This is a genomic window from Rhizobium sp. FKY42 (genome assembly GCF_005222835.1).
In the GTDB taxonomy this organism is placed as follows: domain Bacteria; phylum Pseudomonadota; class Alphaproteobacteria; order Rhizobiales; family Rhizobiaceae; genus Neorhizobium.
In genome coordinates this window covers 73,408-87,006 of the sequence record NZ_STGA01000045.1, presented here as the reverse complement: position 1 = coordinate 87,006, position 13,599 = coordinate 73,408, and the positions used below count along the sequence as shown (strand labels likewise).

Genomic DNA, 13,599 nt, shown 5'->3' with positions numbered 1-13,599 from the left:
TCTTTTCATGAACGCACCATCCCCACAGTCCCTGGGGGAGCAACGCGCGGTCCTTACCGCGCGTGGTCTCTCTCGCCGCTTCGGTGGTTTTCTGGCGGTCAACAATGTCGATATCGACGTCTTCCATGGTGAGATCCATGCGCTCATCGGGCCGAATGGCGCCGGGAAGACAACCGTCTTCAATCTGCTGACAAAATTTTTGCAGCCGACGGCGGGTAAAATCACCCTCATGGGCGAAGACATCACGTCCACTTCCCCGGACCGCGTGGCACGAATGGGGTTGGTGCGCTCATTCCAGATTTCGGCGGTTTTCCCGCATCTGACGGTGCTGGACAATGTGAGGGTAGCCTTGCAGCGACCCAACGGTTTGGCACACCAGTTCTGGCGTCCGATGTCGGCTCTCGACGGCTTGACAGGGAAAGCCGAAGCCTTGCTTACAATCGTCGGGCTTATGCGAGAGCGCGACGCGCTTGCGGCGGACCTTTCCTACGGGCGCAAACGTGTTCTGGAGATTGCGACGACGCTCGCTCTCGATCCCAAAGTGCTTCTGCTCGATGAGCCACTGGCAGGCATGGGGCAGGAAGATATCACTGCTATTGCCGGGCTCATCCGTTCGGTTGCCAAAACCCGCGCTGTTCTGATGGTCGAGCACAACCTCTCCGTCGTGGCCGACATCTGCGATCGGGTTACCGTGCTTCAGCGCGGCGAAATCCTCGCGGCGGGGGATTACGCAACCGTCAGCCAGGATCCGCAAGTGCGAACCGCTTATATGGGCCGCGAGGAGGATTGAGATGAACGCATTACTGGACGTTCGCGGCCTCAATGCCTGGTATGGCGAAAGCCACGTTTTGCATGGGGTCGACATGCAGATCCGCGAAGGCGAAACGGTGACCCTTCTTGGCCGCAATGGCGTCGGCAAGACGACGACGTTGCGCACCATCATGGGCATTATCCGCCAACGCAAGGGCACGCTCCGCTTTAATGATCAGGACATGATGCCCGTGCCGCTGCACAAGACTGCGCGCCATGGACTTGGTTTCGTGCCGGAAGAGCGCGGCATCTTTGCAAGCCTCAGTGTCATCGAAAACCTCATGCTGCCGCCGCAGATCGCCAAGAACGGCATGACCGTCGATGAGATTTTCGAACTGTTTCCAAACCTGCATGAGCGGCGTAACAGCCCCGGCACAAAGCTTTCCGGTGGCGAGCAGCAAATGCTGGCTATTGCGCGGATCTTGCGAACGGGTGTGCGGATGCTGCTTCTCGATGAACCGACGGAAGGGCTTGCGCCCGTGATCGTACAAAGGATCGGTGACGTGCTTATCCGCCTGAAACAGCGCGGTATTACGGTCCTTCTGGTGGAGCAGAATTTCCGGTTTGCAAGTCGCGTTGCCGACCGCTTCTACCTCATGGATCACGGCCATATTCAATCGGAGTTTCCTGTTGCGCAGCTTGGTGAGCGCATGGACGAACTCCATAAAGTTCTAGGAGTCTGAACCATGACAATGGTTTTCGGAGTTCCGCTTCCCGCGCTGCTGGGTCAGCTTCTGATCGGACTGATCAACGGGTCTTTCTATGCCCTGCTGTCGCTCGGGCTGGCGATCATCTTCGGTCTGCTGCGGATGATCAATTTCGCCCATGGCGCTCAATACATGCTGGGTGCCTTCACGGCCTATCTGCTGTTGCATTTTGCGGGTATCGGCTATTGGCCAGCGCTCATCCTCACGCCGATCATCGTCGGCGTGTTCGGCGCCGTGATCGAGCGGCTGTTCCTGCAACGGCTCTATGGCCTCGATCCGCTCTACGGGCTGCTGTTCACCTTTGGCCTCGCGCTGATGTTGGAAGGTATCTTCCGCTACTACTATGGTGCTTCCGGACAACCCTATGCCACGCCGCCATCGCTTGCAGGCGGCACCAACCTCGGCTTCATGTTCCTGCCGAACTACCGCGGTTGGGTGGTTGTCGCCTCGCTGGTGGTCTGCATCGGAACATGGCTGCTGATCGAGAAGACAAAGCTTGGCGCATATCTGCGGGCAGCAACGGAAAATTCCACGCTTGTGCAGGCCTTCGGCGTCAATGTGCCGATCCTGCTCACGCTGACTTATGGGCTGGGTGTCGCGCTCGCTGCCTTCGCAGGTGTTCTGGCTGCACCAATTTATCAGGTCTCTCCGCTCATGGGGTCCAACATCATCATCGTCGTTTTCGCGGTGGTCGTCGTGGGCGGAATGGGCTCGATCCTTGGTGCCATCGTAACTGGCTACGTGCTTGGCATCACAGAGGGGTTGACCAAGGTTTTCTACCCGGAAGCTTCCAACACGGTCATTTTTGTCATCATGGCAATAGTCCTGCTGGTCCGGCCTGCCGGACTGTTCGGACGGGAGTAAGAACATGGCTGAAATTCACACCTCGACCGTCCCGTCAGATGCGCTTGATGACTGTTCTGTTTCGAAATCCGAGATCACGGCGAGACGTCTTGCGCTTGTGGCAGGCTTGTTGCTTCTGCTTGTTGCGCCCTTCCTGATCTACCCGGTTTTTATCATGAAGGTGCTCTGCTTTGCTCTCTTTGCGGCAGCCTTCAATCTTCTGATTGGCTACACCGGGCTCCTTTCCTTCGGGCATGCGGCCTTTTTCGGCGGTGCTGCCTACTTTACGGCTCACAGCGTGAAGGAATGGGGTGTTCCACCAGAACTTGGAATTCTCATCGGAACCGCAGGCGGCGCCGCTCTCGGGCTGATCATGGGCTTTTTCGCGATCCGGCGACAGGGTATCTATTTCTCCATGATCACGCTGTCGCTTGCTCAGATGTTTTTCTTCTTCTGCCTGCAGGCCAAGTTCACGCATGGTGAGGACGGCATCCAGTCTGTTCCGCGTGGGCATCTCTTTGGCTTCATCGATCTGAGCCAGCCGTTCGCCATGTATTACACCGTGGCCGCGATTTTCCTGATCGGTGTCTTCATCATCTGGCGCTTCGTGCATTCGCCATTCGGCATGATCCTGAAATCCATCCGTGAGAACGAGCAACGGGCTATCTCGCTCGGCTATTCCGTCGCGCGCTACAAACTCGGAGCCTTCGTCATGTCGGCAGCACTTGCCGGATTGGCAGGCGGCACAAAAGCTCTCGTATTCCAGTTCGCGACGCTCACCGATGTGGGCTGGCAGACGTCCGGCGAGGTGATCCTGATGACACTGCTTGGCGGGATTGGCACCATGCTTGGTCCGATCCTCGGATCGGCCATTGTGGTGATGCTGGGGAATTATCTGGCAACGACTGGCTTTCCCGTAACGATCATAACCGGCGCTGTGTTCATGATCTGCGTTCTCGTTTTCCGACGTGGCGTGGTAGGAGAACTCGCAGCCTCAAGGATCGGCCGGAAATTCGGACTGGCGCGCTGGCTCTAGCCCGATAATCCCACCAAAACTGCTAGTTTGAACTCCGCATGGGCGCATTGAGCGCGCCCATGTCAACCTTTGCCCATCTCACGAGCTGTGTCATGAATAGCTTCGATTACATTATCATTGGTGCAGGTACCGCGGGCTGTGTGCTGGCCAATCGGCTCTCCGCCGACGGGAAGAATACAGTTCTTCTGCTGGAGGCTGGCGGTAACGACAATTATCACTGGATCCATATTCCGGTCGGCTATCTATATTGTATCAACAATCCCCGGACGGACTGGTGCTTCCAGACCGAGAAGGAACGGGGCCTCAACGGTCGGGCGCTGAACTATCCGCGCGGCAAGGTGCTTGGCGGCTGCTCTTCGATCAACGGCATGATCTACATGCGCGGCCAGGCACGCGACTATGATCAGTGGCGACAAATGGGCAATCCCGGCTGGGGTTGGGACGACGTCTTGCCGATTTTCCGGAAATCCGAGGATTTTCACCGCGGCGGCGATGACATGCATGGGGTAGGTGGCGAATGGCGCGTGGAAACGGCGCGCGTTCGCTGGGCGGTTCTCGATGCCTTCCAGCAGGCGGCAGAAGAGGCAGGTATTCCCAAGACGCCCGATTTCAATCGAGGCACCAATGAGGGTTCCGGCTATTTTGACGTCAATCAGCGTTCGGGCATTCGCTGGAACACGGTCAAGGCCTTTCTTCGGCCCGCCATGAAGCGCGGCAATCTGCGCGTCGTGACTAAGGCGCAAGCCAGGAAGCTCATCATTGAACAGGGCGAGGTGAAGGGGGTTGAGGTCTCTGTCGGGGGCGTCGATCAGCGATTCTATGCCCGGCGCGAAACGGTGCTTTCGGCTGGCGCTATCGGCTCGCCGCACCTTCTGGAACTCTCAGGCATCGGGCGGGGAGACGTTTTGCAAAATGCTGGAATCGACCTTGTCAAGGAAGTCGGGCAGGTCGGCGAAAACTTGCAGGACCATCTGCAATTGCGCCTGACCTTCAAGGTGACCGGTGTTCCAACGCTGAACGAGAAGGCGTCCAGCCTTTTTGGCAAGATGGCGATTGGGCTCGAATATCTCGCAAAGCGGTCTGGCCCTATGGCGATGGCACCTAGCCAGTTGGGCATATTCACACGCTCCGGTCCCGAGAAGGAAACACCAGACCTTCAGTATCACGTACAGCCGGTCTCACTCGACAAGTTCGGCGATCCTGTTCACACCTTCCCGGCCATCACGGCAAGTGTGTGCAACCTACGGCCTGACAGCCGAGGTTCTGTGCATGCAAGAAGCCCGGATTTTGCGCAGCAGCCTGCCATCGCGCCCCGCTACCTTTCGACGGAGAGTGACCGGATGGTCGCAACCCAGTCGATCCGCCTGACGCGCGAGATTGTTTCGAAGCCTTCCTTCGCCCGCTATAATCCGCAGGAATACAAACCGGGTCCGAGCTACCAGAGCGAGGAGGAGCTGGTCAAAGCGGCTGGCGAGATCGGAACGACCATTTTCCATCCTGTCGGTACCTGCCGAATGGGACCCGATCCGGAGAGCGTTGTCGATCCGCGGTTGCGTATGCGAGCCTTGGGACGTCTGCGAATAGCAGATGCTTCCATCATGCCGACGATCACTTCGGGAAACACGAATTCGCCAACCGTCATGATTGCGGAAAAGGCAGCCATGATGATTTTGGAAGACAATGGATAAAGCATTGGGAGGACGTTGATTATGGCGAATATTGCATTTGTTGGACTTGGAAACATGGGCGGACCAATGGCCGCCAATCTGGTGAAGGCCGGACATGTGGTTCGCGGTTTCGATCTGTCGGAGCAAAGTCGCAAGGCTGCCGAAGAGGCCGGCGTCAAGGCTGCTATATCGCTTGCAGAAGCCTGCCAAGACGCAACCGTTATCATTACCATGTTGCCGAAGGGAGAGCATGTGCTTTCCGTCTGGTCGGAGCTCAAACCATCGGTGGCGTCCGGTACATTGCTGATCGATTGCTCGACCATTGACGTTGATTCAGCTCGTGAGGCGCATCAACTCGCAGCCGAAGCTGCGTGTCTCTCTCTTGATGCGCCGGTTTCAGGCGGAATCTCCGGTGCTGCACAGGCAACGCTCACTTTCATGGCGGGAGGCACCCAGGCAGCTTTCGGTGCGGCACGTCCCATCCTCGAAGCGATGGGAAAACGCATTGTGCATTGCGGAGGAGCCGGCGCTGGTCAGGCCGCAAAGATCTGCAACAACATGCTGCTCGGCATTTCGATGATTGGTGCCTGCGAAGCGTTTGCGCTGGGCGAAAAGCTCGGACTGACCCATCAGGCGCTCTTCGACGTGGTATCCACATCGTCCGGTCAGTGCTGGTCGGTCAATACCTATTGCCCTGTTCCCGGTCCCGTTCCCACTTCGCCTGCAAATCGCAATTACCAGCCCGGTTTCGCGGCAGCCCTGATGTTGAAGGATCTCCTGCTTTCCCAGGATGCGGCAAACAGCAGCGGAGCAAGCACACCGCTGGGTGCTACGGCTGCCGCCCTTTACCGCGAGTTCGAAGCTGCAGGCCATGGTGGAACGGATTTTTCCGGCATCATTGAGATGCTCCGCACGAAGTAAACTAGACGCTTTGTAGGATGAGAACGCCCAGTGCAGCCGCAAGCGCTGGGGTCATGACGACGACTCCCAACTTCAGGAAGGCGAGGGCACTCATGTGAATGCCCTCGCGCCTCAGTGCCGTGAGCCAGAGGATGGTGGCAAGCGATCCCGTGACTGACAGGTTCGGGCCGAGGTCGACCCCAATCAGAACAGCGCCCGCGATGGCGTCTGACACATTGGCGGCCTGTACTGCGCTCCCTGCGAAGAGACCTGCCGGTAAGTTGTTTACGAGGTTTGAGACAATCGCGACGCCGGTGCCTGCGATGGCTATCGCTTGAGCCTCGGATTCCGCCGCGAGCGTTGCCAGTTGTTGCACGAGATGTGATGTGAGCCCGGTCTTGTTCACGGCTTCCACAACAACGAACAGTCCTGCGACCAGTGGCAGCACGCTCCAACTGACGCCGCGTAGGACCTCAAGAGGGTTCTGGCGGGTGAGCAGCAGGACGCCGAGGGTTGTGATGATGCCGGCTACGAAGGTCGGGATTCCCAGATCGAGATGCAGGGCAGACGCGACGACGAGCACAGCGGCGGTGATGCAGAGACCGACCCCGGACACTTTGCCGGCGTGCGTCAATTCCGGTGTTGCAATGTTTTCTGCCACTTCATCTGCCATCAATGCTTTGCGCTGCGTTACGTAGAGGCAAACGAAAGTAACGCCGATCGCTGCAATGGAGGGTATTAAGAAGGTCGCCAGCCAGCGGGATAAAGGCGGCATCTCTCCGCCCGCGAAGATGACAAGGTTTGCAGGATTTGAAATGGGGAGGACAAAGCTCGCGGCGTTGGCGATGAACGCGCAGATAAGGAGATAGGGCAAAGGATCCTTTACCTTCGCTGCACGACAGGCGGCATAAACGGCGGGTGTCAGGACAACCGCAGTCGCATCATTCGACAAAAAGACCGTAACGACGATGCCGACTGCGTAAACCAGACAGAAAAGACGGCGCGGAGAACCCTTTGCAGCGCAGGTCGCAATCGCGGCGATCCAGTCAAACAAGCCCTCCCGCCTGGCAAGCTCCGATAACAACATCATCCCGATGAGAAAGAGGTATACGTCGAACCCTTTCAGGACCCCGCTGACGGCACTGCTCCAGCCGATGATGTTGAAGAGGAGGAGCATCGCGGCCCCTGCAACAGCCCAAACCGCTTCTGGCCATCGAAAGGGACGGAAGACGACGCCGAAGGCAGTCATGCCCGCGATAAGCCAGGTCATAGTAAGCGAAGTCATGCAATCATGTCCTTGAGGCGCATCGCTGCTTTAATTCGGAACCCGGACATCAGGTTCGATGCTGCCGTCCATGATGGCCATCCCGTTTGGAATGTCATTGTCGTCCAGCTTTCGGCGAATGCCCTCTTCATCGAGCCCATAGAAGAACCAGCGCTCTCGCAAACGTCGGCGCAACTCCTCGACTGGAACTTCAACCAGAACAGTGAGGTCAAAAATCGGATGTAGCCGGTCCCAGGGCTCATTGCGCATCAGCAGATAATTACCCTCACAAACGATGATGCCCGTCTCACGCCGTATGAGGCGACCCCCAGCCCTGGCAATTTCGATGGATCGATCGAAAACCGGAACGGCGACTGCATCATCTTCATTTGCCTTCAGCCTTTGCAGCATATGCCTCAGACCGTGGGCATCAAACGTATCGATGGCACCTTTGTTGGCAAGGCGGCCCATATCTCGAAGCACCGCGTCGTCGTAGTGAAATCCGTCCATCGGGAAGACCGCGGCAAGGCCTGGCTGCTTGTGGTTGATCTCTTCCACCACTGCATCCGCCAGTGACGATTTGCCGGATCCGGGCGCTCCGGCCATGCCTGCCAGAAGCCGAGGACCCGAGTAGGACGATAGGAGGCGGTCAGCCAATCGCTTGGCATTTTCGATGAGAGCGGTCATCTGGAACTCCGGTTCGGCATAGAAACGGTGGGTTGATCATGTGCCGATGGATCCAAATCGAACCAGCGACGATAGATCAAGTCTTTTCAAGCAAATCTGAATAATGACAAGGCCAAGAAAAAAGCGCCTGCCGGGGCAGACGCTTTCATGTTCAGTAATACCGCTGACTTTAGCTCGCAGGAGTAAGCGTCACGGAGGTTCCGGTTGCGGCGAGGTTGAGGCCAAGCTGCCCCTGGACACTGACCGTCTGAAGGTGGATAGATCCGGACGTGCCACCAACGAGAACGTTCGCACCGACGCCTGCGACAACCGTTACCTCAGCCGTTGCACCCTGGTATAGGCCGCCGAGCGAACCGCGGTGGTAACCTGCAGTCGGGGCGAAAACGGCCCAGACCATGCGCTGTTTCGTCGTAAAGCCAAGGTCTACCCCCATCTTTCGTACGACCCCCGTATAACGGTCGAGTGGTTCGCCACCCATTGCGGACGTGAAGACGCAGTCAGCTTCCTTCGCAGAACCCAGTACATAGCCAACGCCGCCGCCGATCGTGCAATCGAGATAGCCGATGCGCACGCCGCCCCGCTGGTCCTGTTCCTGAGCGACCGGAGCGCGGTCGAAGCGTGAGATGGTATCAGCTGAAATTGCTGTGCCAGCGCTGGCGATGACGGGCAGTGCAGAGATGGCAACTGCGAGGATTTTCTTCATGGGTTTACTCCTTGGGTATTACTCTATGCATTCGGTGCGGCAGTTCTCGACTCAGCAATGCTGACGCTCGTGAATTTCCTCATCAACGCGCGTGGCAAAAAAATGATCCTCGTAAACTCTTTGTTTATTTCTTCAGTCGCCAGCCGTTTTTTCCACTGAGTTCGACATTGGAGTGTGGCCACTTGTCCTGCACAAGATCGTTCACACTTTAAGGTCCATTCAAGTTGGAACCGAATGTCCATGAACGAAGCCGCTGAAGTACCACGCATAAACCGCGCCGTCCTGCAGCAACTTATTGCAGGCCTTACGGACGGCCTGATTCTCGTTGAGCCGGATGGCAGAATAAGTTGGGCGAACGAAGCCGCGTTAATGAGCCATCGCGTCGAGGATCTTGCCGGGCTTGGCGAGACCGTTGCGGATTACCGCCGCCGCTTCACCCTTCGGTATCGAAACAACCATACGCTCGACGAGGGGCAGTACCCGCTTGAACGGCTGCTGGGCGAGGAAGCATTGGACGGGGTCACCATCGAAGTCTCTCCGACAAGCGATCCTGACGCGTGCTGGGTTCATGTCGTGCGTACGCTGATCCTCGAAGACGCTGGTGCCAAGCCTGATGTTCTGGTGCTGATCATTCGCGACGAAACTCCGCGCTATGAGGCCGAGAAGCGTTTCGAGAAATCCTTCAACGCGAATCCTGCGCCAGGACTCATATGCAGACTCGACGACCAGCGCTTCATACGGGTCAACCAGGGTTTCATGGAAATGACCGGACTGACCCAGGACGATGTGCTGGGCAAGATGGTGGAGGAAATCGGACTGTTCTCGAATTGTGAAACGGGTGATGACGCCATGATCAAGCTGGCGGAAGGGTGGGTTATACGTCAGCGCGAGGCCCTGATACCGCTTCCGGATGGTGGAGATCGATTGGTCATTGTCGCTGGCGAGCCCATTCCCGTGGGTGAGGTGCCATGCATGCTGTTTACATTTGCCGACCTCGATGGCCGTCGTAAAGCGCAGAACGCTCTTCGGCAGAGCGAAGAGAGGTTCTCCAAGTCCTTTCGCCTTTCGCCAGCACCTGCTGCAATTACGCGGTTGGATAACTTCGTCTTCATGGAAGTCAACGAGGCTTTCCTGTCCCTGAGTGGCAGGAAGATCGAATCTGTCATTGGAAAGACGGCAGCCGATTTGAAGCTTTGGGAAGATACGAAGGCCCGTAAGGAAATCGAGCAGAATTTACGTGACAATGTGCCTGTGAGGGATGTCGCCATGCGCATGATGTTGGCAAATGGCGATACGGCTGAATGTCTGGTCTCTGCAGAACGGGTGGAGATCAATGACCATGCGTGCGTGCTGTGGTCGGTGCAGGACGTGACGGAACGCAGACGATCTGAACTGGAACTCATAGAGGCCATCGAGAGCGTCATGGCCGATACCTCCTGGTTCAGCCGCACTGTCGTGGATCGTCTCGCGACGTTGCGACAGGCGTCCACCGGGAAAAGTCCATCGGCTGAACTGAGAGATCTGAGTGAGCGTGAGTGCGAGATTCTCGGGTTGATCTGCGATGGTTTGAGTGATGCCGAGATGGGTGATGCCCTTTGTCTGTCGCGCCACACCATCCGCAATCACGTGGCGTCTCTCTACAACAAGATCGGCGTCAATCGCCGCGCCGCAGCCGTCATATGGGCACGGGAGCGCGGGTTCAGCGGAAAGGGTTCTGCATCCGCCAGAAAAAAATCCAACGGCAAAAAAAGGTAAAATCCTACTAGCAGGATTAGTAGTTCTCTCTCTGCATCAGCACCGTATTCGGTCCTATCTCCAGTCGTGTAGCGCAATGAAGCGCTGCCGACCCAACTGAAACAAGGAGTAGGATCATGGATAAGAACCGGATCGAAGGTGCTGCCCGTCAGGCGAAGGGTACCATCAAGGAAGCCGTCGGCAAGGTAACGGGCAATTGTGACCTCGAGATCGAGGGCAAGGCCGATAAGGTTGCCGGCGAAGCGCAGAGCGCTGTCGGCAAGGCCAAGGACTCCGTGAAGTCCGTCCTCAAGTAGTTTTCGGATCAACCCGTGAGCGAGGCAGGTATGATGATTGTCGCACACGCACGTTCCCAGATGCGCGGACACCCCCAGGATCACAGTGTTTGTGCTGCCTTGCAGTCGATCCTTGCCTATGCGCAGGGCCTCGAAAAAAGCAGCATTACCTGTGCCTTTGAGGACGGCCGCATCGTGCTTACAGGCGAGGTAGACTCCACCGATACGCTGGAGACCGCCATTGCCATCGCTGAAGTCTTCACAGGACGCAGCGTTCTGGCCGACCTCGCCGTGCAGCCACGGATCCATCTGCCTCGCTATGTCGCCGTCAATGACGCGGTCATTCCGGACCATAGCTAAATCAGCTTCTGAAGAAAGTGAACACCATGAAAAAGATCATTCTTCTCGCTCGCTGGCTGGCAGCTATGTCGGCGCATCCGCCTCTGCAGCCGCCGGGATCGGCGTCGGTGCCAACGCACTGATTGGTGGAAGCTCCAAGAATTTTGCCCTGCAGCCAGTCAGCGCTCAGGTTGGTATAGGTTTGAATGTCGCCGCCGGCGTTTCCCGCCTCCAACTGAGCCACGCAGGCTGATGGGCAAGGCGGTGGCCGGGAAACCGGCCGCCGCTCCTTCGTTGTTCCGATCAGCCGGAAGGGCGAAGACGTTTGCGATACAGAACGGGCTTTTCCTTGAACCGACGCTGGAATGCTTCGTAAAACGTGGAGAGCGAACCAAAGCCGGATTCGTAGGCAACCTCTGTGATCGGCAGATCGGTTGCGATCAAGAGCGATTGTGCCGTATCCAGCCTGTGCCGAATGATGGCCTGATTGATGGTCATGCCGACTGCCTTGCGGAACAGTGTCATGGCATAATTGGGATGCAGGCCTGCAGCCCGCCCCACATCTTCGGCGGAGATTTCGCTCAAAGCGCCTTCTCCAATGAATCTCAGCATTTTCTCGACATGGATCACCCAATCCGCATCTCTTTTACCCAAGCTTGCGATCGCGTCACCTTGCTCCCGCAGATCACGCCATCCTTCGCGCTCGATGCGCATGACCCGCGCCGTCAGTTCCGAGCGAACGATCTCCATCAGTTCGGCATCACCGGATAGCAACTCATCCCGCCAGCGCTTGAAGACCTCGCTTTCCCAGGGACGCATCTCCATCGCCTCGATCACTGCACCGCGAAAGACGGCATTGCGGAACCGGCTGAGGTTGGGAAAGCCTAGAAGCACCGACATCGGCACATAGAGGCAGACGAACTGCGTGCCTTCCTCCCGGTCCGTGACTTGATGCGGTATCATTCCCCAGAAGAGGCAAAGGCGGTTTTCATCGATCGTCAGCTCGCGCCCGTCGAACCAGTAACTCATGCGTCCACGAAGGACGAAATTGAGTTCGATCTGGCTGTGCATGTGCGGCCCGGCCATGCGCTGCACATCGAGGCATTCTCCCGCACAGAACCGATGATCTCCAAATATGACGAGCGGATGTCGTGGGTCATGATCAGGATGGACCGGAACGGATTCATCGTTGTTGATTTTCGCCAAACGTTCCATCTTAGGATTCCGGAAAAGATCGATAGAATGACGGTAGATCATTACGGTTTTAAAGCAAATGATATTGTCATGCCTGAGATCCGGAACCGCGTGCATTCAAATTGGCGGCAGGGTGTCGGGCGATAGCGACTGAATGACGGTCATCGGGAGGAAAACATGACCTTTTTCAACGGCCTGAAGGCCCTTGCCTTGTCTGCTGCCTTGTTGTCATCCACGGCATTCGCGGGTGAAATCGTAATCAATTCTGACCATTCCGACCCTGCGCCGAAGAAGGCGATGGAGGAACTGATTGCCGATTTCCAGAAGGCACATCCGGACATCAAGGTGAAGTGGAACAACTTCGACCACGAAGGCTATAAGGCGGCAATCCGCAACTTTCTAACTGCCGATGCGCCGGATGTGGCAGCATGGTATGCTGGCAACCGCATGGAGCCCTTCGTGAAGGCGGGACTGTTTGCCGATGTTTCGGACGTCTGGACCGCAAATGGACTGAATGACCAGCTCAAGTCCGCAGCATCTTCGATGACGATCGATGGCAAGAAGTGGGGCGTTCCCTACACCTACTATCAGTGGGGCATCTACTATCGTAAGGACATTTTCGAGAAGCAGGGCATCACGCCGCCCAAGACCTGGGCCGAGCTTCTGGCCGCTTGCGAAAAGCTGAAGGCCGCGGGCATCACGCCTTTCACAATCGGCACAAAAGCGTTGTGGCCAACCGGTGGCTGGTTCGACTATTTGAACCTGCGTGTGAATGGCTATGAGTTCCACATGGACCTCACTTCCGGCAAGGTTCCGTATACGGACCCGCGCGTGAAGGCCGTGTTTGCCAAGTGGGCAGAACTGGTGAAGCCTGGCTACTTCGTTGCAAACCATGCCGCCATCGACTGGCAGGACGCCGTACCGCAGATGGTTCAAGGCAAGGCCGCCATGTACTTGATGGGTAACTTCGCTGTCGCGACGATGAAGAGCGGCGGCCTTAAGGAGGAGCAGATCGGCTTCCTGCAGTTCCCGCAGATCACGCCGAACCTGCCTGTCGCCGAAGAGGCTCCGACAGATACCTTCCACATTCCGGCCAAGGCCAAGAACAAGGAAGATGCGAAGAAATTCCTCGCCTATGTCGCATCACCCGCTGCACAGAGCAAGATGAACGCGACGCTCGGCCAGCTTCCGGTCAACAGTAAGGCCGAGAAACCGCAGGATGTCTTCCTGAAGCAAGGCTTCGAAATGCTGTCGGGTGCCTATGCACTTGCGCAGTTCTATGACCGTGATGCGAACGCCGAAATGGCAAAGGCCGGCATGGAAGGTTTCCAGGAGTTCATGGTCAAGCCGGATAAGGCTGACGCCATCCTGGAGCGCCTTGAGAAGATCCGTCAGCGCGTACACAAGTAAAGTCCTCCT

15 protein-coding genes are annotated in these 13,599 nt (G+C 57.1%); 11 read left to right on the top strand and 4 right to left on the bottom strand.

The genetic code is table 11. The annotated features are described in order from the left end of the window. Positions 1 to 7 precede the first annotated feature (7 nt). From E8M78_RS18180 to mmsB, 6 genes are all read left to right on the top strand, one after another. Positions 8 to 790, top strand: coding sequence for an ABC transporter ATP-binding protein (locus tag E8M78_RS18180; protein WP_137136393.1), 783 nt, complete (start codon positions 8 to 10; stop codon positions 788 to 790). 1 nt (position 791) lies between these two features. Further along, positions 792 to 1,493, top strand: coding sequence for an ABC transporter ATP-binding protein (locus E8M78_RS18175; RefSeq protein ID WP_062556458.1), 702 nt, complete (start codon positions 792 to 794; stop codon positions 1,491 to 1,493). A gap of 3 nt (positions 1,494 to 1,496) precedes the next feature. Then, positions 1,497 to 2,381, top strand: a complete 885-nt coding sequence (locus E8M78_RS18170) for a branched-chain amino acid ABC transporter permease (protein ID WP_062556459.1) — start codon at positions 1,497 to 1,499, stop codon at positions 2,379 to 2,381. Between the two features lie 4 nt (positions 2,382 to 2,385). Continuing rightward, a complete protein-coding gene (locus E8M78_RS18165) occupies positions 2,386 to 3,396 on the top strand; it encodes a branched-chain amino acid ABC transporter permease (RefSeq protein ID WP_137136392.1) in 1,011 nt (336 codons plus the stop codon). 92 nt (positions 3,397 to 3,488) lie between these two features. Continuing rightward, the gene (locus tag E8M78_RS18160) at positions 3,489 to 5,084 is read left to right on the top strand and encodes a GMC family oxidoreductase N-terminal domain-containing protein (protein WP_137136391.1); all 1,596 of its coding nucleotides are present in this window, start codon (positions 3,489 to 3,491) and stop codon (positions 5,082 to 5,084) included. Between the two features lie 21 nt (positions 5,085 to 5,105). Continuing rightward, on the top strand, positions 5,106 to 5,984 hold the full coding sequence (mmsB, locus tag E8M78_RS18155; protein WP_137136390.1) for a 3-hydroxyisobutyrate dehydrogenase: 879 nt from the start codon (positions 5,106 to 5,108) through the stop codon (positions 5,982 to 5,984). Between the two features lies 1 nt (position 5,985). On the opposite strand, the gene E8M78_RS18150 is transcribed toward mmsB, so the two are convergent. From E8M78_RS18150 to E8M78_RS18140, 3 genes are all read right to left on the bottom strand, one after another. Further along, complete coding sequence (locus E8M78_RS18150) at positions 5,986 to 7,248, bottom strand: arsenic transporter (RefSeq protein WP_137136389.1); 1,263 nt, start codon at positions 7,246 to 7,248, stop codon at positions 5,986 to 5,988. Between the two features lie 30 nt (positions 7,249 to 7,278). Continuing rightward, on the bottom strand, positions 7,279 to 7,914 hold the full coding sequence (locus E8M78_RS18145; protein WP_137136388.1) for a nucleoside/nucleotide kinase family protein: 636 nt from the start codon (positions 7,912 to 7,914) through the stop codon (positions 7,279 to 7,281). A gap of 169 nt (positions 7,915 to 8,083) precedes the next feature. Next, positions 8,084 to 8,617: a DUF992 domain-containing protein gene (locus tag E8M78_RS18140; protein ID WP_137136387.1), complete on the bottom strand. Its 534-nt coding sequence runs from the start codon at positions 8,615 to 8,617 to the stop codon at positions 8,084 to 8,086. Positions 8,618 to 8,857: 240 nt separating this feature from the next. Here E8M78_RS18140 and E8M78_RS18135 point away from each other — a divergent pair, with 240 nt between their 5' ends. From E8M78_RS18135 to E8M78_RS18120, 4 genes are all read left to right on the top strand, one after another. Continuing rightward, positions 8,858 to 10,372 carry a helix-turn-helix transcriptional regulator gene (locus tag E8M78_RS18135; protein ID WP_137136386.1) on the top strand — a complete coding sequence of 505 codons (1,515 nt, stop codon included), beginning with the start codon at positions 8,858 to 8,860 and terminating at the stop codon, positions 10,370 to 10,372. A 116-nt stretch (positions 10,373 to 10,488) separates the two neighbouring features. After that, positions 10,489 to 10,668: a CsbD family protein gene (locus E8M78_RS18130; protein ID WP_137136385.1), complete on the top strand. Its 180-nt coding sequence runs from the start codon at positions 10,489 to 10,491 to the stop codon at positions 10,666 to 10,668. A gap of 15 nt (positions 10,669 to 10,683) precedes the next feature. Continuing rightward, positions 10,684 to 11,007: a BON domain-containing protein gene (locus tag E8M78_RS18125; protein WP_137136384.1), complete on the top strand. Its 324-nt coding sequence runs from the start codon at positions 10,684 to 10,686 to the stop codon at positions 11,005 to 11,007. Then, positions 10,967 to 11,239 (top strand): DUF992 domain-containing protein, encoded by a 273-nt coding sequence (locus E8M78_RS18120; protein ID WP_137136383.1) that lies wholly within the window; start codon positions 10,967 to 10,969, stop codon positions 11,237 to 11,239. Before E8M78_RS18125 ends, E8M78_RS18120 begins: the two co-directional genes overlap by 41 nt. 50 nt (positions 11,240 to 11,289) lie before the next feature. On the opposite strand, the gene E8M78_RS18115 is transcribed toward E8M78_RS18120, so the two are convergent. After that, complete coding sequence (locus E8M78_RS18115) at positions 11,290 to 12,201, bottom strand: helix-turn-helix domain-containing protein (RefSeq protein ID WP_062556890.1); 912 nt, start codon at positions 12,199 to 12,201, stop codon at positions 11,290 to 11,292. Between the two features lie 156 nt (positions 12,202 to 12,357). Here E8M78_RS18115 and E8M78_RS18110 point away from each other — a divergent pair, with 156 nt between their 5' ends. Then, positions 12,358 to 13,590, top strand: a complete 1,233-nt coding sequence (locus E8M78_RS18110) for an extracellular solute-binding protein (RefSeq protein WP_137136382.1) — start codon at positions 12,358 to 12,360, stop codon at positions 13,588 to 13,590. Positions 13,591 to 13,599 lie beyond the last annotated feature (9 nt).

What these genes read in the sequence shown, in the direction of transcription:
- E8M78_RS18110 (WP_137136382.1), top strand. Translation starts at nt 12,358, where the DNA reads ATGACCTTTTTCAACGGCCTGAAGGCCCTTGCCTTGTCTGCTGCCTTG.
- E8M78_RS18120 (WP_137136383.1), top strand. Translation starts at nt 10,967, where the DNA reads ATGTCGCCGTCAATGACGCGGTCATTCCGGACCATAGCTAAATCAGCT.
- E8M78_RS18115 (WP_062556890.1), bottom strand. Translation starts at nt 12,201, where the DNA reads ATGGAACGTTTGGCGAAAATCAACAACGATGAATCCGTTCCGGTCCAT.
- E8M78_RS18140 (WP_137136387.1), bottom strand. Translation starts at nt 8,617, where the DNA reads ATGAAGAAAATCCTCGCAGTTGCCATCTCTGCACTGCCCGTCATCGCC.
- E8M78_RS18170 (WP_062556459.1), top strand. Translation starts at nt 1,497, where the DNA reads ATGACAATGGTTTTCGGAGTTCCGCTTCCCGCGCTGCTGGGTCAGCTT.
- E8M78_RS18145 (WP_137136388.1), bottom strand. Translation starts at nt 7,914, where the DNA reads ATGACCGCTCTCATCGAAAATGCCAAGCGATTGGCTGACCGCCTCCTA.
- mmsB (WP_137136390.1), top strand. Translation starts at nt 5,106, where the DNA reads ATGGCGAATATTGCATTTGTTGGACTTGGAAACATGGGCGGACCAATG.
- E8M78_RS18160 (WP_137136391.1), top strand. Translation starts at nt 3,489, where the DNA reads ATGAATAGCTTCGATTACATTATCATTGGTGCAGGTACCGCGGGCTGT.
- E8M78_RS18135 (WP_137136386.1), top strand. Translation starts at nt 8,858, where the DNA reads ATGAACGAAGCCGCTGAAGTACCACGCATAAACCGCGCCGTCCTGCAG.
- E8M78_RS18165 (WP_137136392.1), top strand. Translation starts at nt 2,386, where the DNA reads ATGGCTGAAATTCACACCTCGACCGTCCCGTCAGATGCGCTTGATGAC.
- E8M78_RS18150 (WP_137136389.1), bottom strand. Translation starts at nt 7,248, where the DNA reads ATGACTTCGCTTACTATGACCTGGCTTATCGCGGGCATGACTGCCTTC.
- E8M78_RS18130 (WP_137136385.1), top strand. Translation starts at nt 10,489, where the DNA reads ATGGATAAGAACCGGATCGAAGGTGCTGCCCGTCAGGCGAAGGGTACC.
- E8M78_RS18175 (WP_062556458.1), top strand. Translation starts at nt 792, where the DNA reads ATGAACGCATTACTGGACGTTCGCGGCCTCAATGCCTGGTATGGCGAA.
- E8M78_RS18180 (WP_137136393.1), top strand. Translation starts at nt 8, where the DNA reads ATGAACGCACCATCCCCACAGTCCCTGGGGGAGCAACGCGCGGTCCTT.